15 protein-coding genes and 2 pseudogenes are annotated in these 17,227 nt (G+C 61.5%); 9 read left to right on the forward strand and 8 right to left on the reverse strand.

Annotated features, from left to right (window positions below):
- Positions 1–325: 325 nt before the first annotated feature.
- From FFM81_RS05580 to sbmA, 4 genes are all read left to right on the forward strand, one after another.
- On the forward strand, positions 326–1,387 hold the full coding sequence (locus tag FFM81_RS05580; protein ID WP_003565639.1) for an LLM class flavin-dependent oxidoreductase: 1,062 nt from the start codon (positions 326–328) through the stop codon (positions 1,385–1,387).
- Positions 1,388–1,425: 38 nt separating this feature from the next.
- A complete protein-coding gene (map, locus tag FFM81_RS05585; protein WP_003565636.1) occupies positions 1,426–2,184 on the forward strand; it encodes a type I methionyl aminopeptidase in 759 nt (252 codons plus the stop codon).
- A 357-nt stretch (positions 2,185–2,541) separates the two neighbouring features.
- Positions 2,542–3,726, forward strand: coding sequence for a YbfB/YjiJ family MFS transporter (locus FFM81_RS05590; protein WP_138384952.1), 1,185 nt, complete (start codon positions 2,542–2,544; stop codon positions 3,724–3,726).
- Positions 3,727–3,851: 125 nt separating this feature from the next.
- Complete coding sequence (gene sbmA / locus FFM81_RS05595) at positions 3,852–5,117, forward strand: peptide antibiotic transporter SbmA (RefSeq protein ID WP_138384953.1); 1,266 nt, start codon at positions 3,852–3,854, stop codon at positions 5,115–5,117.
- A 74-nt stretch (positions 5,118–5,191) separates the two neighbouring features.
- Here sbmA and FFM81_RS05600 read toward each other — a convergent pair whose 3' ends face one another.
- A complete protein-coding gene (locus tag FFM81_RS05600; protein WP_025416777.1) occupies positions 5,192–6,181 on the reverse strand; it encodes a polysaccharide deacetylase family protein in 990 nt (329 codons plus the stop codon).
- Between the two features lie 122 nt (positions 6,182–6,303).
- Between FFM81_RS05600 and FFM81_RS05605 the strand changes: the two genes are divergently transcribed.
- From FFM81_RS05605 to der, 3 genes are all read left to right on the forward strand, one after another.
- Positions 6,304–6,888 carry an NnrU family protein gene (locus tag FFM81_RS05605; RefSeq protein ID WP_003565625.1) on the forward strand — a complete coding sequence of 195 codons (585 nt, stop codon included), beginning with the start codon at positions 6,304–6,306 and terminating at the stop codon, positions 6,886–6,888.
- A gap of 103 nt (positions 6,889–6,991) precedes the next feature.
- Positions 6,992–7,675: a tetratricopeptide repeat protein gene (locus tag FFM81_RS05610; RefSeq protein ID WP_003565623.1), complete on the forward strand. Its 684-nt coding sequence runs from the start codon at positions 6,992–6,994 to the stop codon at positions 7,673–7,675.
- Positions 7,676–7,691: 16 nt separating this feature from the next.
- Positions 7,692–9,110, forward strand: coding sequence for a ribosome biogenesis GTPase Der (gene der / locus FFM81_RS05615; RefSeq protein ID WP_003565622.1), 1,419 nt, complete (start codon positions 7,692–7,694; stop codon positions 9,108–9,110).
- Positions 9,111–9,212: 102 nt separating this feature from the next.
- On the opposite strand, the pseudogene FFM81_RS05620 reads toward der, so the two are convergent.
- Positions 9,213–9,637 (reverse strand): annotated as a pseudogene (locus FFM81_RS05620) (MarR family winged helix-turn-helix transcriptional regulator).
- An 8-nt stretch (positions 9,638–9,645) separates the two neighbouring features.
- Between FFM81_RS05620 and FFM81_RS05625 the strand changes: the two are divergent.
- Positions 9,646–10,491: pseudogene (locus tag FFM81_RS05625) on the forward strand (alpha/beta hydrolase); the annotation flags it as partial.
- 6 nt (positions 10,492–10,497) lie between these two features.
- Here the strand turns inward: FFM81_RS05625 and FFM81_RS05630 are convergent.
- Positions 10,498–11,679, reverse strand: coding sequence for a glycosyltransferase family 4 protein (locus FFM81_RS05630; RefSeq protein ID WP_003565620.1), 1,182 nt, complete (start codon positions 11,677–11,679; stop codon positions 10,498–10,500).
- 233 nt (positions 11,680–11,912) lie between these two features.
- Positions 11,913–12,953, reverse strand: a complete 1,041-nt coding sequence (locus FFM81_RS05635; RefSeq protein ID WP_003565618.1) for a glutamine synthetase beta-grasp domain-containing protein — start codon at positions 12,951–12,953, stop codon at positions 11,913–11,915.
- 429 nt (positions 12,954–13,382) lie between these two features.
- Here FFM81_RS05635 and gstI point away from each other — a divergent pair, with 429 nt between their 5' ends.
- Positions 13,383–13,571, forward strand: coding sequence for a glutamine synthetase translation inhibitor GstI (gene gstI / locus FFM81_RS05640; protein WP_003565616.1), 189 nt, complete (start codon positions 13,383–13,385; stop codon positions 13,569–13,571).
- Between the two features lie 70 nt (positions 13,572–13,641).
- On the opposite strand, the gene FFM81_RS05645 is transcribed toward gstI, so the two are convergent.
- The 4 genes from FFM81_RS05645 to FFM81_RS05660 form a co-directional block, all read right to left on the reverse strand.
- On the reverse strand, positions 13,642–14,562 hold the full coding sequence (locus FFM81_RS05645; protein ID WP_003565614.1) for a sugar kinase: 921 nt from the start codon (positions 14,560–14,562) through the stop codon (positions 13,642–13,644).
- Positions 14,563–14,794: 232 nt separating this feature from the next.
- A complete protein-coding gene (locus tag FFM81_RS05650) occupies positions 14,795–15,136 on the reverse strand; it encodes a hypothetical protein (RefSeq protein ID WP_138384954.1) in 342 nt (113 codons plus the stop codon).
- Positions 15,137–15,246: 110 nt separating this feature from the next.
- The gene (locus FFM81_RS05655) at positions 15,247–16,233 is read right to left on the reverse strand and encodes an ABC transporter ATP-binding protein (RefSeq protein WP_003565610.1); all 987 of its coding nucleotides are present in this window, start codon (positions 16,231–16,233) and stop codon (positions 15,247–15,249) included.
- Positions 16,226–17,227, reverse strand: coding sequence for an ABC transporter ATP-binding protein (locus FFM81_RS05660; RefSeq protein ID WP_003565608.1), 1,002 nt, complete (start codon positions 17,225–17,227; stop codon positions 16,226–16,228). Before FFM81_RS05660 ends, FFM81_RS05655 begins: the two co-directional genes overlap by 8 nt.

Consider the following 17,227-nt stretch of genomic DNA (forward strand, 5'->3'; position numbering starts at 1 on the left):
GTTCTTAGCGTTCGTGGAGTTCAACAACGATAGCCTACCCAATCCAGAATCCGACGACAATACTTTGAACGATAGGAGGTATGAGTGGCAGGGTGCTTACCCCTCGCACCCTCATTCCTGTGCTTGTCACAGGAATCCAGCAGCGCCGTGTCTACGGCGCAAAGACTCTGTAACACGCGTTCGATCAGCCAACTGACACGAGCATCGGCCACTCAAACACATACGGACGCCTATCGAAATTCTCGAACGTTCCGTTCCAGAATTTGTATTTGCGCTCCATCCCCGCCATCCTTATCTCCGGGCTGAGTTCAACAGGATGCCGACGATGGAATTGGGCCTTTACACATTCGCCGATGTCAATCCCAACCCTTCCCGTAGCAAGGGAGCGGAAGGGGCCGAGCGGCTGAAGCATCTGATCGAGGAGATCGAGCTTGCCGATCAGGTGGGACTCGACGTCTTCGGGCTCGGCGAACATCATCGGCCGGACTATGCGGCGTCGGCGCCGGCCGTCGCGCTGGCGGCGGCGGCCGTCAAGACGAAAAACATCCGGCTGACCAGCGCCGTTACCGTGCTGTCCTCCGACGATCCGGTGCGCGTTTTCCAGCAGTTTTCGACGCTCGACCTGATTTCCAACGGCCGGGCCGAAATCATGGCGGGGCGTGGCTCGTTCATCGAGTCCTTCCCGCTGTTCGGCTACAATCTCGAAGATTACGACCAGCTTTTCGAGGAGAAGCTCGATCTGCTGCTGGCGCTGCGCGATGGTGAAGTCGTGGAGTGGAAGGGTGAGATGCGTGCACCGATCAACGGGCGCGGCGTCTATCCCAGGCCGCTGCAGGATCCGCTGCCTTTGTGGGTTGCCGTCGGCGGCACGCCGCAGTCGGTGGCGCGCGCCGGTGCGCTCGGCCTGCCGGTGGCGCTGGCGATCATCGGGGGCGAGCCGCGTCGATTCGCGCCGCTGTTCGATCTCTACCGCGAGGCAGCGCGCCGGGCAGGGCAGGACCAGGCGAAGCTGAAGACGAGCATCAATGTCCACGGCTTCATTGCCGAAACGACGGCGGCTGCCGCCGAGCAGTTTTACGGGCCGCAGGCCGAAGTAATGAACCGCATCGGCCGCGAGCGCGGCTGGGGTCCGACCAGCCGGGCCCATTTCGACATGTCGCGCGGACCGAACGGGGCGCTCTTCGTTGGCGATCCCGAGGTGGTGGCCGAAAAGATCATCGCACAGCACGCGCTTTTCAAAAACGACCGATTCCTGCTGCAAATGGCGATCGGCCTGATGCCGCATGACCAGATCATGCGCGGCATCGAACTGTACGGCACGAAAGTGGCGCCGATCGTCAGAAAGGCATTGACTGAAAAGGGCGAAGGGGCGAAAGCCACGGCTTGAGGCGGCCGCGGCGGCCGGTGCAAGGCCGGAAGAGACGAATGGTTATCGCAAATGACGACGAACTGGCAAAGCTCAAGGAAATCGGCCGCATCTGCGCCAACGCCATCCAGGTGATGGCGGCGGCGATGGAGCCCGGCATGACGACGCTGGAACTCGATCGGATCGGCCGCAAGGTGCTAGAGGATTCAGGCGCGCGCTCGGCGCCGGAGTTCTGCTACCAGTTTCCGGGTGCGACCTGCATCAGCATCAACGAGGAAATCGCCCACGGCATTCCCGGTCCCCGTGTCATCCGCGCCGGCGATCTCATCAATATCGACGTTTCGGCGGAGAAGGACGGCTTTTTCGCCGATACCGGCGCCTCCTTTGCGATGCCGCCGGTCAAGCCGAAGATCGACAAGCTCTGCCGCGACGGCAAACGGGCGCTCTGGGTCGGGCTCAACCAGGTGAAATCAGGTGAGCCGCTGGCAAAGATCGGCACCGCCGTCGGCGCCTTTGCGCAGAAGAACCGCTATACGCTCGTCGCCAATCTGGCGAGCCACGGCGTCGGCCGCTCGCTGCACGAGGAGCCGGCCGAGCTTTCGACCTGGCCGGACCCTTCGGAAAAACGCGTGATGACAGACGGTCTCGTCTTCACGGTCGAGCCCTTCCTGTCGCTCGGTGCGACATGGGCCGAAGGCGGCGACGATGCGTGGACGCTCTATGCCGATCCGCAGGCACCGACCGTGCAATATGAACATACGGTGGTCGCGACGCGGAATGGTCCGGTGATTTTGACCTTGCCGGATGGCCGGGCGTAGGGTTGGAAGTGGCGTTTTGCCGGGAGCGCTCACTTCTGCTCCCTCATTCCTGTGCTCGTCACAGGAATCCAGCCACCGCGCGTCTGCGCGGTGAATGAAGCAATACCTTAGGGGGAGAGTCTCCCGCGCCCAGGACTTGGGCGCACTGGATTCCTGTGACGAGCACAGGAATGAGGGAGGTCGTGGTGAGCGTGCTCTTTAACTCATTGAGCTTGGCGGCCATCGTCCTCTTCACCCGGCGTTCCGACATGCCGTCTTCGCTTTTCGGGGGGCGAGGAATTTGCCCTTTTACGAAATTGATGGATCGATCAGAAATACTCGTTTGCGGTGCAGCGATTGCGGCGCGATAAGCGCTGCATGCTTTCCCGTCCGCCGCGCTCCCCGCCGAACCTCGTTGCCACCGCTGCTGCCGGCGCCGTTGCGATGGCGGCGGCCATGGGTTTCGGGCGTTTCTCCTACACGCCGATCCTGCCCGGTATGATGAGCGGCGTGCCGCTTTCGGCGGCGGACGCTGGCTTTATCGCCTCGGCGAATTTCGTCGGTTATCTCGTCGGCGCCGTGCTTGCCGCCTATGGCTGGGCGGCGGGGCGCGAGCGGCTGGTGGCGCTGCTGGCACTGCTGGCCACCGCAATCCTGCTCGCCGCTATGGCCGCCACGGACTCCGTCGCAGTCTTTGCCGTTATCCGCTTCCTCGCCGGCCTCGCCAGCGCCTTTGCAATGGTGTTCACCTCGTCGATCGTGCTGAGCCACGGGGCTGCCGCCGGCAACGACCATGTGCAGGCGGCGCATTTCGGCGGGCCTGGGGCGGGCATCGCGTTGTCCTCGGTGATGGTGCTGCTGATCGGTCTTAACTTTCACGACGGGCCGGACGGCTGGCGCGCCGACTGGATCGGCGGGGCGCTTTATTGTGCGGCAAGCCTCGTATTCGTCTGGTGGCTCCTGCCCTTGGCGCCGGCCCAATCGGCGCAAGCCGGAAAGGAGCCGGCCCTCGTCTGGAGCCGGCCGATGGTTCTGATCACGCTGTCCTACGGCGTGTTCGGCTTCGGCTACGTCATCACCGCGACCTTTCTCGTCACCATCGCCCGCCTGTCGGCAACCGGAGCTTTCGTCGAGTTCCTCTGCTGGTTCATCGCCGGCCTGACGGCGGCGGTGGCGCTGTTTGCCTGGAAGCCGCTGGTCAGGCCGATCGGGCTTGGCGGCGTCTATGTCGCAGCACTGCTGATCGAGGCCGCTGGCGTGCTGGCGACCGTGATGCTGCCGCCCTCTGTGGCACCGCTGATCGGCGGCGCGCTGTTCGGAGCGACATTCCTGGCGATCACCGCTTACGGGCTGCAGATCGGCCGCAAGCTTTCCCCGGAGAGCCCGCGGCGGATCCTGGCGATGATGACGGCCGCCTTCGGTGCCGGCCAGATCGTCGGGCCGATCGTTGCCGGCTGGATCGCCGAACGCTCGGGCAGTTTCACCGTCCCGACCGTGATCGCCGCAGCCGCCCTTATCGTCTGCGCTGCGCTGGTGATGCCGGTGATCAAGAAAATCGCTTAACCCGTTACATCTCCGTAACAATCGGCCGAACCCATTGCTGCTTCCTTCGAACTGCCTTAGTTTCCGGCAAAATCAGTGTTCCATGACACTCCCGAGACTCACAGTTCAGGAAAGCATAGCTCCCCGTGTTTCATTCCTTTTTTCCGCAGCCAAAGGCGTTCTTTACTTCGCTCGTCGTTTGGACCCTGATTTCCATCGCCGGCTGGTATCTCTTCGCCGCTCATCTCGGTGTATCACTCGGCTACGGACCTGTTCCGGAAGAGCAGCAACCGATCGATCTTTCGTTCTTCCTGCTGCCGGAAAACGTCTGGTTCTACAGCTATTTCTTCCTTTCAGCCGTGATTTTCTGCGGCGCCTGGCATCTGAAGGCCCTGCATCATCCCTGGAAGCTGTGGTCGGTCTGGGGGTCTGCGCTGATCATCTTTGTGACCTATTTCGGCGTCCAGATCAGTGTGGTGATCAACAACTGGCGCCGCCCGTTCGGCGATCTTCTGCAGAACGCATTATCGAAGCAGCCGGGCATAACCGTTGACAATTTCTACAGCCTGATGTGGATCTTCTGTCAGATCGCGTTCCTCAGCATGTTCGTGTCGATCATGACTGACTTCTTCACCAGCCATTACATCTTCCGTTGGCGCACGGCGATGAACAACTTCTACATGTCGAAGTGGGAAAAGTTGCGCCATATCGAAGGCGCTTCGCAGCGCGTTCAAGAAGATACGATGCGCTTTTCAAGCACGCTCGAAGGTCTTGGCATCAGCCTCATCAACTCGGTGATGACGCTGGTCGTGTTCCTTCCGATCCTGTTGACGCTGTCGCATTATGTGACGGAACTGCCCTTTATCGGGCCGGTGGCGAATTCGCTCTTTTGGCTGGCGCTCTTCTGGTCGGCATTCGGCACGCTGTTGCTCGCGATCGCCGGCGTCAAGCTGCCGGGGCTGAACTTCCGCAATCAGCGCGTCGAGGCGGCTTATCGCAAGGAACTCGTTTATGGCGAGGACCACGCGGAGAGGGCTCAGCCGCTGACCGTCCGCGAGCTCTTCGGCAACGTTCGCCGCAACTACTACCGCATGTATTTCCATTACATGTATTTCAATGTCGCCCGCTATTTCTACATCCAGGCCGACGCGCTCTTCGTGGTTTTCATGCTGGTGCCGACAATCGTGGCGGGCACGATCACCTACGGTATCTTCCAGCAAATCTCGACGGCGTTCGGCCAGGTCAGCAACTCGTTCCAGTATCTCGTCAATTCCTGGACAACGATCATCGAGCTCCTTTCTATCCACAAACGCCTCAAGGCCTTCGAGGCGGCAATCGATGACGAGCCGCTGCCGGAGATCGATCAGCGTTACCTAGAGCGTGAGGCGGGCGCCGTACACGCTGATGGTTGATGGATAGGCCTGTCTGGATGGGGTGCGCAGGCGAAGGATTCGACGCCGGCACCACAACTCATTCCAAAAGCCTATTATAGGCCCGATGTCTGCTGCAGTTTCCTGCGTGCTTCGATCATCGGGATCGCTTCGGAATAGCTCACGCAAGCTACATCTGACCGGTGGCAGACGTCCGTGACCAGCCGGTCAAGGGCGCGCCAGTAGGCGCCGCCGTTCATCTCGACGAAATGGAAGCCGAGCTGGAGGGGGATGCGGTTGCCGGCATGTTGCTTGTCGAAAGCCTCTTTGAAGGCTGAATAGGCGCGCTGCTCGAAGGCAGCGCTGTCTGCGCTGTCTTCTTCACCCTTGGAATGGCGGACGAAGAGATTGTAATCCATGCCGATGATCGGCTTTTCGTTCGGGCCCTCTGGGATCAGCGGCAGGCCGAAGCGGATGATGCCGTCTTCCTCGGCCGGCATGGCCGGGCCTTTGGTGACGAGGCTCGCATCGTAGCGGAAGCCCGCCTTCTTTTCGGCGGCGATCATGTCGGCGCCCGCGGTTGCGGAGAGGTAGGGGGCGCGAAAGCCCTTGATGCCGTGATCGACCAGATCCTGCCAGCCGGCCGGCTCGTCGAGGCCGACGCTCTTCCAGGCGTTTTTCAATGTTGCGTGGAAGGTCGCGTATTCGGCCGACCAGTCGGCGGCGCTCCAGTCACGGCCGTCGAAATGGCCGCAGGCATGGCTCGATATGTCATGGCCCTCGAGATGGGCGTGCCAGATATTGCCGAGGCGTTCGCGAATTTCGTCGTCGCTCTGGGCGAAGCCGACATTGGATTTTCCGCGTTTCTGGTGCGGCGCCTGATAGGCCTTCTTCGCCGTCTCGTTCATCAGGAAGGTGCAGGAGAGGAAATAGGTGAAGTGGGCGCCGTTCTTTGCTGCCATCTCGCGGCTCTTCAGCCAGAGCGCGTTGTCGTGGGCGCCGTCGAAGGAGATGATGACCAGCTGTTTCGGCCGGTCGGCCGCCTCTGCCATGACGGGAAGAAGGAACGAGGCCGCCAGACAGGTGGAGAGGAGAGAACGAGACATGGACACCGCGACAATTTGTTCGCGGTTTCCCTCCGATAGAATTGCGGCGAAGCTGCGGTCTTGCTGGCATTTTTTCCCGCCAGCCGATAAGTCATTTAAAACGGCACGGAAGGGACGCACCAATGACTTTGCTTATCGTCGGCATCATACTTTTCCTCGGGGTGCATCTGGTGCGGGTGGTGGCCCCCGGTTTTCGCCGTTCGATGATCGCCAGCCTCGGCGAGAAGGGCTGGCGGGCGGCCTATTCGATCGCGAGCATCCTCACGCTGATCCTTTTGATCTACGGCTTCGGGCAGGCCCGGCAGGTGACCGGCATGCTCTACAGTCCTCCGGTCTGGACGGCGCATATCGCGATCACGCTGATGCTGATCGCGATGATCTGTCTCGTCGCCTCGCTGCTGCCGGCGGGGCATATCGCGACCAAGACCAAACATCCGATGGTGCTGTCGGTGAAAATCTGGGCGCTGGCGCATCTGCTCGCCAATGGCGAGACGTCGTCGGTGCTGTTGTTTGCCGCCTTCCTCGCCTGGGGCGTCATCGTGCGCATTTCGCTGAAAAGACGGCAGCGGGCGGGCGAGATCGTGCTCCGGCCGTTCGTCGCGGCCAAATATGATCTCTATGCGATCGTCATCGGCATCGTCGTCTGGGCGCTGATCATCTGGAAGCTGCACGAATGGCTGATCGGCGTTTCGCCGCTCGTCATGTAACGAATCTTTCATATCCCCCTTACAACGGCGGGAAAATGGGGTAGAAGGCCCGACAATGTGCGTCTTGCACAACGTATGGGTATTTCCGCGGCCGGAGACGAGAATGGCATTCAACGACGACAGCTTCATCCGTGAAGTCAATGAGGAACTGCGGTCCGACCAGATGAAGGGCGTCTGGCGCCGCTTCGGCCGCTATATCATCGTCGTCGCCATCCTGATCGTCGTCGGCACGGCCGGCAAGGTTCTCTACGAATATTGGGACGACAACCGCTCGTCCGGCGCCGGCGATCAGTTCCTGGCGGCGATGAAGCTTGCCGACGAGAACAAGAACGACGAGGCGCTGGCCGCCCTCGACAAGCTCGAGAAGGAAGGCCATGGCGCCTATCCGGTGCTGGCGCGGATGCGGGCCGCAACCGTCCAGGCACAGAAGGGCGACGCTGCTGCGGCGGTCGCCGCTTTCAACGAGATCGGTAAGGACAACGGCGTTCCGGCCGCCGTGCGCGATGCCGCCAAAATGCGGGCCGGCTGGCTGCTGATCGAAAACGGCTCCTACGAGCAGGTTTCGGCCGCGATCGAGGAAATGGCAGTGCCCGGCAATGCTTTCCGCCATTCGGCGCGCGAAGCGCTCGGCCTTGCTTCCTATAAGGCCGGCAACATGGCGCAGGCGCGGCAATGGTTCCAGTCGATCGTCGACGATACCGACAGCCCGCGCAACGTTTCCAATCGCGCCCATATGATGCTTGATCTCATTACCGCATCCGGCAAGGCACCCGCCGCGCAGGGCTGAGTTTTAAGGAAAAAGAATGAGTTTCACGGTCGCGATCGTCGGTCGTCCGAATGTCGGCAAGTCGACGCTTTTCAATCGCCTGGTGGGTAAGAAGCTGGCGCTCGTCGACGACACGCCGGGCGTGACCCGCGACCGCCGGCCGGGCGATGCCCGGCTGATGGGTCTGACCTTTACCATCATCGACACCGCCGGCCTCGAAGAGGCCGACGCCGAGAGCTTGCAGGGCCGGATGCGGGCGCAGACGGAAGCGGCGATCGACGAGGCCGACCTGTCGCTTTTTGTCGTCGATGCCAAAAGCGGATTGACGCCCGTCGATACGGCGCTCGCCGAAATGCTGCGCCGGCGCGGCAAGCCCGTGGTGCTCGTCGCCAACAAATCCGAAGCGCGCGGCTCCGACAGCGGCTTCTACGACGCCTATACGCTCGGCCTCGGCGAGCCGACGCCGATTTCGGCTGAACACGGACAGGGTATGATCGACCTGCGCGACGCGATCGTCGCGGCGATCGGTGAGGATCGGGCCTATCCCGCCAAGGAGGATGTCGCCGTCACCAACGTCGACGTGTCCGACAGCGAGGGCGGCGATGAGGACGAAGAGCCTGCCTATGACGAGACCAAGCCGCTCAGGGTGGCGATCGTTGGCCGGCCGAATGCCGGCAAGTCGACACTGATCAACCGCTTCCTCGGCGAGGACCGGCTTTTGACCGGGCCGGAGGCGGGTATCACTCGCGATTCCATCTCGGTCGAATGGGACTGGCGTGGCCGCACCATCAAGATGTTCGATACCGCAGGCATGCGCCGCAAGGCGCGGGTCACGGAGAAGCTGGAGAAGCTTTCCGTCGCCGATGCGCTGCGCGCCATCCGTTTTGCCGAAACCGTCGTCATCGTCTTCGACGCGACGATCCCTTTTGAGAAGCAAGATCTGCAGATCGTCGATCTCGTGCTGCGCGAGGGGCGCGCGGCGGTGCTTGCCTTCAACAAGTGGGATATGATCGAAGACCGGCAGGCGGTTCTTGCGGATCTTCGCGAAAAGACCGACCGGCTGCTGCCGCAGGCGCGCGGCATTCGCGCAGTGCCGATCTCGGGCCAGACCGGCTGGGGCCTCGACAAGCTGATGCAGTCGATCATCGACACCGACAGGGTCTGGAACAAGCGCATCTCGACGGCGCGGCTGAACCGCTGGCTGGAGACGCAGCAGATCCAGCATCCGCCACCGGCCGTTTCCGGCCGCCGGATCAAGCTGAAATACATGACACAGGTCAAGGCCCGCCCGCCGGCCTTCATGATCTCCTGCACCCGCTCCGACGCGCTGCCGGAATCCTATACACGCTATCTGATCAACGGGTTGCGTGCGGATTTCGACATGCCGAGCGTGCCGATCCGGATTCATTTCCGTTCAGCCGACAATCCGTTCGAAGGTAAGAAGAGGCGGACGTAGGGTTTGGGGCGCTGGCTGGCGTCGCTACGCTTGGCACCCCCTGTGTCCTGCCGGACAGAGGGGCGTCCCAGGCACGACGGTGCTATCCCGCTCGTCTAGCGCTTAAGCTACGCTTCTATTCAGCGCCTCGCGAGCGCCACGATCTCGGCCTGTAGCCCAGTGAGGTCCATCGCTTCGCGGCCGCTGGCGGCGGCGATGCAGCCGGGGATGCCGGTAGCTTTTTCCTTGAGGCGCTTGCCTGCCTCCGTCAGATGGAGCACGACGACACGTTCGCCCTCGCGGCCGCGTTCGCGCCTGATCTAGCCGGCGCATTCCAGTCGTTTGAGCAGCGGGGTCAATGTGCTCGATTCCAAGAAGAGTCTTTCGCCGAGCCCGCCGACGGTCAGGTCATTCCGCTGCCAGAGTGCGACCATGGCCAGATATTGCGGATAGGTGAGGCCCAGCGCGTCGAGAAGCGGCTTGTAAACGCGGTTCAAGGCATGGCTTGCCGTATAGACGGCGAAGCAGATGAAATCGTCGAGCTTCAGCTGATCCTGCGGGCGCCCAGACGGGCGAGGTCAAGAAACTCGCAGCGCGGGAAGAGGACAAGGTCATCAAGGCGGGTCCGACAGGCAGCATCAAGCTGCGCATCGACCGCCTGGAACATGCCAAGGGCACACTGCCGGTCATTCTCTATTTCCATGGCGGCGGCTGGGTGCTCGGCGATGCCGAAACGCATGACTGGCTGGTGCGCGAGATCGCCAATGGCGCCGATGCAGCCATCGTCTTCGTCGATTACGAGCGCTCGCCGGAAGCACGTTATCCCATTGCCATTGAGCAGGCCTATGCTGCCACCAAATATGTCGCCGAGCATGCCAAGGAGTTCAAGGTCGACGCGTCGAGGCTCGCAGTCGCAGGCGACAGCGTCGGCGGCAATATGGCGGCGGTGGTGACGCTGCTTGCCAAAGAGCGCGACGGTCCTGCGATCGATCAGCAGGTGCTGTTCTACCCTGTTGCCGACGCCAATTTCGACAATGGTTCCTATAACCAGTTCGCCAACGGCCCGTGGCTGACCAAGGAAGCAATGAAATGGTTCTGGAACGCCTACCTGCCTGATGAGGCCAAGCGCAAGGAGCCGACGGCTTCGCCGCTGCAGGCAACGCTCGAGCAGCTGAACGGCTTGCCGCCGGCCCTTATCATCACCGATGAAAACGACGTGCTGCGCGATGAGGGCGAAGCCTATGGCCGCAAACTCAGCCAGGCCGGTGTCAAGGTCACTTCGATCCGCTACAACGGTATGATCCACGACTTCCTGCTACTGAATGCGATTGCCGCAACGCCGGCCGCGCGCAGTGCAATTGCAGTCGCCAGCGACACGCTTCGCAGCACCCTGCACAAATAAGGTCGATCAATCTCCGGATGGGAGAGGCCCGGCGGTTTCGCCGGGCTTTCTGCTTCTTGGAAGCGACTTGGCAAACTGCCAGGCCTTCTTCCATTTCGGCGTGATGACGCCGTTTGCGGCGCGGATGTTGTTGATGAACTGCAGCGTCGCCGCTTCCCAGGAATATTGCATGGCGAGCGCATGCGCCTTCTGCCGCGAAGCGGAGAGGGCGGCGAGGCAGGCGGCGCGCAGGTCCATGTCGAGCGCACCGACCTCGCTGTCTTCGCCGATGATGTCGAGCGGGCCGGTCACCGGATAGGCGGCGACCGGCACGCCCGATGCCAGTGCTTCGAGGATGGTGTTGCCGAAAGTGTCGGTGAGCGAGGGAAAGACGAAGACGTCGGCCTGGGCATAGGCCTGTGCCAGCTCCTCGCCGAACTTCACGCCGGCGAAGAAGACTTGAGGATATTGCTTTTCGAGCTCGGCACGCGCCGGGCCGTCGCCGACGACAACCTTCGAGCCCGGCAGATCGAGATCGAGGAAGGCCGGCAGGTTCTTTTCCAGCGCCACGCGGCCGACGGTCATGAAGATCGGGCGCTGCAGGCCGAAGGGTTTTTCTTCGAGCGCCATCGGGCGGAACTGCGTGGCGTCGATGCCGCGGCTCCAGGGCATGAGATTGCGGATGCCCTTTTCCGACAGCTCACGCGCAAGGCTCGGTGTCGCCACCATGCAGCCGGCGCCGCCATTGTGGAACCAGCGGACGAAAGAATAGAGCCAGCTCTTCGGGATCGGTAGGCGGGCGGCAACATATTCCGGGAACCGCGTGTGGTAGCTCGTCGAAAACGGCATACGGTTCTTCAGGCACCAGCGGCGGGCGGTCAGCCCGAGCGGCCCTTCCGTGGCGATATGCACATAGGAAGGATTATGCTTTTCGATCTCGCGGGCGATACGGCGATAACCGGCGATCGTCAGGCGGATCTCGGGATAGGTGGGGCAGGGGATACTGTTGAAGCGCTCCGGCGTCACCATCGACACCTCGACGCCCATCTTCGCCAGTTGGCGATTGGTGTTTTCGATCGAACGCACCACGCCATTGACTTGTGGGTGCCAGGCGTCGGTGACGATTACCAGCCGTTCCGGCAGTTTACCGGCGGAGGCGGCACTGGCCCAGCTCTCGCCGCTGTAAGTGTTTGCCGGACGTTGTAGCATCTTACGATTCCATCCGCGTTGCATCGATATGCCAACGCTCAACCCCAAAGCGGGGTTCCGGAAGGGCGATTCCCGCTTGCCTATTTTGAGGCATGACCATGATGGAAATATTACAGCCGCTTGCCAGAATTTTCAGGCTTTTAACAGCTCGATCGCCGCGAATATGTCAGCGGCCCGATCGGAATGGCAGAAAGAATGACGGCGCCGGTCGGGGACCGGCGCCGCTTGGGAGGTTAGGCGGCGGCGGAAGCGGAACCAGCGAGCGGAACTTCCGAGATCGTCTTCAGAACCTGCGAAGCGATCTGGTAGGGGCAGCCCTGCGAGTTCGGGCGGCGATCTTCCAGATAGCCCTTGTAGTCGTTCTTGACGAAGGAATGCGGGACGCGGATGGAGGCGCCACGGTCGGCAACGCCGTAGGAGAACTTGTTCCACGGTGCCGTTTCGTGCTTGCCGGTCAGACGCTTGTCGTTGTCAGGACCATAGACGCTGATGTGGTCCATGAGGTTCTTTTCGAACTGCGCCATCAGCGCTTCGAAATAGGCCTTGCCGCCGACTTCGCGCATGTACTTGGTCGAGAAGTTGCAGTGCATGCCCGAACCGTTCCAGTCGGTGTCGCCGAGCGGCTTGCAGTGATACTCGATGTCGATGCCGTATTTTTCGGTCAGGCGCTGCAGCAGGTAGCGTGCCATCCAGATCTGGTCGGCGGCCTTCTTGGAGCCCTTGCCGAAAATCTGGAACTCCCACTGGCCCTTGGCCACTTCGGCGTTGATGCCTTCGTGGTTGATGCCGGCAGCGAGGCAGAGGTCAAGATGCTCTTCAACGATTTCGCGCGCGACGTCGCCGACATTAGAATAGCCGACGCCGGTGTAGTAAGGGCCCTGCGGAGCGGGGTAGCCCTGCTCGGGGAAGCCGAGCGGACGGCCGTTCTGGTAGAAGAAATATTCCTGCTCGAAGCCGAACCAGGCGTCTTCGTCGTCGAGGATGGTGGCGCGGGCATTCGATGCATGCGGCGTGACGCCATCGGGCATCATGACTTCGCACATGACAAGCGCGCCGTTGGTGCGGGCCGGGTCGGGATAGATGGCGACCGGCTTCAGCACGCAATCGGAGCTGCGGCCTTCGGCCTGCATGGTCGACGAACCGTCGAAGCCCCAGAGCGGAAGCTGTTCCAGCGTCGGGAATACGTCGAATTCCTTGATCTGCGTCTTGCCACGCAGGTTCGGTACCGGAGTGTACCCATCGAGCCAAATATACTCGAGCTTATATTTTGTCATCGTGACTCTCTCAATGCGACGAAGGTGAGCAAACCCGGAGACGAGCTGGGCGCGCAAGCGCATCCGACCGCCAGGGGATGCACCTATTAAAGCATGTAGCGTGCCAGTTTGGCCTCCAGCCCAAAAAAATCGCAGACCGGGCCGCCTAGATCCATTTTTTTCTTTTGCCCAAACAGCGTTTTGGGGCGGCTTCAGCCCTTATCGTCCGGAGGTAAGCGGATTTCCGCCGCGGAACCAGATGAAAAATTCGGCGTTAGCGTGAAATGATGAAGTGTTGAACAAATAGGCGGACGCCCAAGGCGGAGTCAGCATATTGATCAATCATAATATTAATGTGCATATATATTGTGCAATTTGCATAAACTATGTGCATCATGCTATGGTCGAGTTCTTGAATGTCGATGCGCCGAACTGAATGGAGGCGATCTCATGCCCACCGGTTTCCATCGTGAATCCGCAACGATCTATCAGTTCCCCGTCAAGCCGACGCGGGCCGCCAATCGGTTCGAACGCGCGCGGCTCATGGAACGCGAGGCCGCTGAGGTGTGCGATGCGCTCGACAGCTGCTGGTATCATGACGAGGCGGTTCGCGATTCCGATCGGCCGACGAAGTCCTGATTTTTGCCTTTAACGGGGTCGGAATGCCGAGTGGCCGCTCGCGTGGCGTTCGTTCGGGATCTCGCGGGGCTCAGCCTCCGTCCAATCCCAGCTTTTCCTTTGCCACCAATGCGCCGTGTTCACTGACGACGCGGGCTGCCACGCCTGCGGCGAAGCGGGCGGCTGCGGTTTCATCCGCTGTATCCAGATAGTGTGCGAGGAAGGCGCCGTTGAAACTGTCGCCGGCGCTGGTGGTATCGACCACTTGCTCGACCTTCTGGGCCGGAACGAAACTCTCCTCGCCGGCGAAATTCAGCCTGACGCCGTCGGCGCCATTCTTGACCACGATATGGACAGCGCCCAGCGCGCGATAGCGGTGGACCGTCGCTTCGATGGAATCGTCACCGAAATGGGCGGCTTCGTCATCGAAGCTCGGCATGACGATCACTGAGGAGCGGGCGCCCTCGCTGATCGTTGCGTGCATGATGTCATAACTCGACCAGAGGCGGGGACGGATGTTCGGGTCGAACACTACGAGCTTGCCGGCGGCTTTGGCGCGGCGGATTTCGGCGAGCAGCGTCGTGGCATCCTCTTGCGGCAGAATGGCAAGGGTGATGCCGGAGAAATAGACGACATCAACGCTCTCCACCGCCTCACGCAGGCCGTCGGGATCGGCGGCGAGGCTGCGGGCGGCCGAATTGTCGCGCCAGTAACTGAAGGAGCGCTCGCCATTCTTCAGATTGATCATGTAAAGGCCGGGCGTCTTGCCCTTGATGCGGCGGATGAGGCTGGTGCCGATGCCTGCCTTGTCGATGAAGGCCACCATTTCATCCGACATGGCGTCGTCGCCGAGCGCTGTGAAATAATCGACCGACCAGTCGGGGCCAAGGCAGGCGCGGGCATACCAGGCGGTGTTGAAAGTATCGCCGGCAAAGCCCTTGCGCAGCAGGCCGTCACCCGCCTGCGACAGCTCCACCATGCATTCACCGATCGATAGAAACCGTCTGCTCACCTTGTCCTCCCGGCATTGCTCTTCATCGCTGATACGCGGAGCCGGGCGGAGTGACAAGCGTTGATCTCGCGGCACACGAAAAGCCCGCCTTTGCGAACTAAAGCGCCCCGCATCGAAATTGATTCATGCCACGCGCTTTAGCTCTTTGCTTCTATGCATGTCGTTATCCCGGAACCGCTGTACACTTCCGGGCGACATGCATTAGGCGAAGGCGGGCGCAGGAGAGGGATGCTCATTCGTGGATGGTATAGCTGCCCATCTGGCAAAGATCCTGCGTATCTTCGGTGGTGGCGAGGTTTGAGCCTTCCTCGAACTCGAAGCGCATATCGTATTTGCAGACGGTGCGGCCATCGGCAATGGTGATGTCGATGCTTTCGCCCGGATTGAGAACGTCGTCGCCGAAGACGTCTTCTTCCCAGTTGTCGACGCCGGTCGGCGCGCTGTAGAAGCGTTCCAGCACCGAATTCGTGCCGTTGGTGAGCTTGAATTTCAGATCTTCGGCATGCACCGAAACGGCGGAGGCAGCGATGATCGCAGTCGCAACTGCGATCAATCCGGATAATTTCGATTTCATATATGCGTTCCCCAAGCCCATGATCGGGCGGGAACGAGATAACACGCGCCCCTATAAATCTTCCTTATCAGGGGATTTTAATCCCAAAATAAGTCCGCTTTTGCAGCGTTTCACGGCCTGTCCATATGATAGCAGGCGGCCTTCTGCCCGAGGCGGACTTCCTCGGTCGGCGGCATTTCGGTGCGACAGATATCGGTCGCCTTCCAGCAGCGGGGAGAGAAGACGCAGCCTTTCGGCGGGTTGAGCGGCGAGGGCGGATCGCCCTGCAGGCGGATGCGGGTGCGCAGGCGCGCGAGCTTCGGGTCCGGGATCGGGGCGGCGGAAAACAGCGCCTGTGTATAGGGGTGTGCCGGATGATCGAAGACGGTGGCGCAGTCGCCTGCTTCCACCACGCGGCCGAGATAGAGCACCAGCACATCGTCCGAGATCAGCCGCACGACCGAAAGGTCGTGGCTGATGAAGATCAGCGTCAGGCCGAATTCCTTGCGCAGCTTGCGCAGAAGTGTGATCACCTGGCCCTGGATCGAAACGTCGAGAGCCGAAACCGGCTCGTCGCAGATGATGAGCTTCGGTTTGGTGACGACGGCGCGGGCGATGCCGATGCGTTGCGCCTGGCCGCCGGAGAATTCGTGCGGATAGCGGTTGATCATCTCCGGTACCAGGCCGACGGCGGTCATGATCTCGCGGACACGTTCGGTGCGCCCGGCCTTCGAAAGCTTCGGCTCGAAAACGGTGAGCGGTTCGGCGATGATGTCGCCGACTGTCATGCGCGGGTCGAGCGAGGCGATCGGATCCTGGAAGATGATCTGCATGTCGCGGCGGGCGGCGCGCATTTCCTCCTCCGAGAGGTCGAGAAGATTGCGGCCCTGCCAGAGGATCCGGCCCTTCTGCGATTTCAGCAGCCGCAGGATGGAGCGGCCGAGCGTCGATTTGCCACAGCCGGATTCGCCGACGACGCCGAGCGTGCGGCCTTCGGCGAGGTCGAAGCTGACATTGTTGACGGCGGTGAGGAAGACCGGCGGCTTGAACAAGCCCTTCGCCGGCAATTCGAACTGGGTCGTCAGGTTCTCGACCCTCAGAAGCGATCGGTCAGCCATGGTTCAGCAACTCCTCACGGCGCGGGAAGGGGTGATAACAGGCGGCGCAGTGGCGCGGGGCCAGGATTTCCAGCGGTGGCGGACGGTCGATGCAATCATCCTGGACCTGCGAACAGCGCGGTGAGAAATTGCAGCCCTTCGGCAGATGCTGCAGGTTCGGCGGGCGCCCGGGGATGACGACGAGGTCGTCGACGTCCTGGTCCGGCCGCGGAATCGAGGCGTGCAGCGCCGCCGTATAAGGGTGGGCCGGATTGTCGAAGAGTTCGTCGACCGGCGCTTCCTCGACGATACGGCCGGCATACATGACGGCGACGCGGTCGGCGAGACCGGCGACGACACCGAGATCGTGAGTGATCATGATCAGCGCCGTGTTCATCTCCGCCGTCAGGTCGTTGAAGAGATCGAGGATCTGCGCCTGGATGGTGACGTCGAGCGCCGTCGTCGGCTCGTCAGCAATCAGCAACTTCGGCTTGGTCAGCAGCGCCATGGCGATAACGATGCGCTGGCGCATGCCGCCGGAGAGTTCATGCGGATAGAGGTGGAAGCGCCGCGTCGGGTCGGGGATGCCGACGCGTTTCAGCATGTCGAGGGCGGCGTCGGAGGCGGCGCGCGCCGTCAGGCCGCGGTGAACCTCCAGCTGTTCTGTCAGTTGCCGGGAAATCTTCAGCGACGGATTCAAGGCTGTCATCGGGTCCTGGAAGACCATGGCCATGTCCTTGCCGCGAATCTGATCGAGCTCACGCGGTTTCAGCGTCAGCACGTCCTTGCCCTCAAGCTGCGCCTGCCCCGTCGTTTTGCCGTTCTTGGCAAGCAGGCCCATAATGCCGAGGAAGGTCTGGCTCTTGCCGGAGCCGGACTCACCGACGATTGCGATGCGTTCGCCGCGCCGTACGGTGAGGTTCATGTTCGAGACCGCCTTCACCTCTCCGTCAGGCGTTTGGAAGGTGATCGAATAGTCCTTGAGTTCGAGAAGGATGTCTTTTTCTTGGGGCAT

Source organism: Rhizobium hidalgonense (genome assembly GCF_005862185.2).
GTDB lineage: Bacteria > Pseudomonadota > Alphaproteobacteria > Rhizobiales > Rhizobiaceae > Rhizobium > Rhizobium hidalgonense.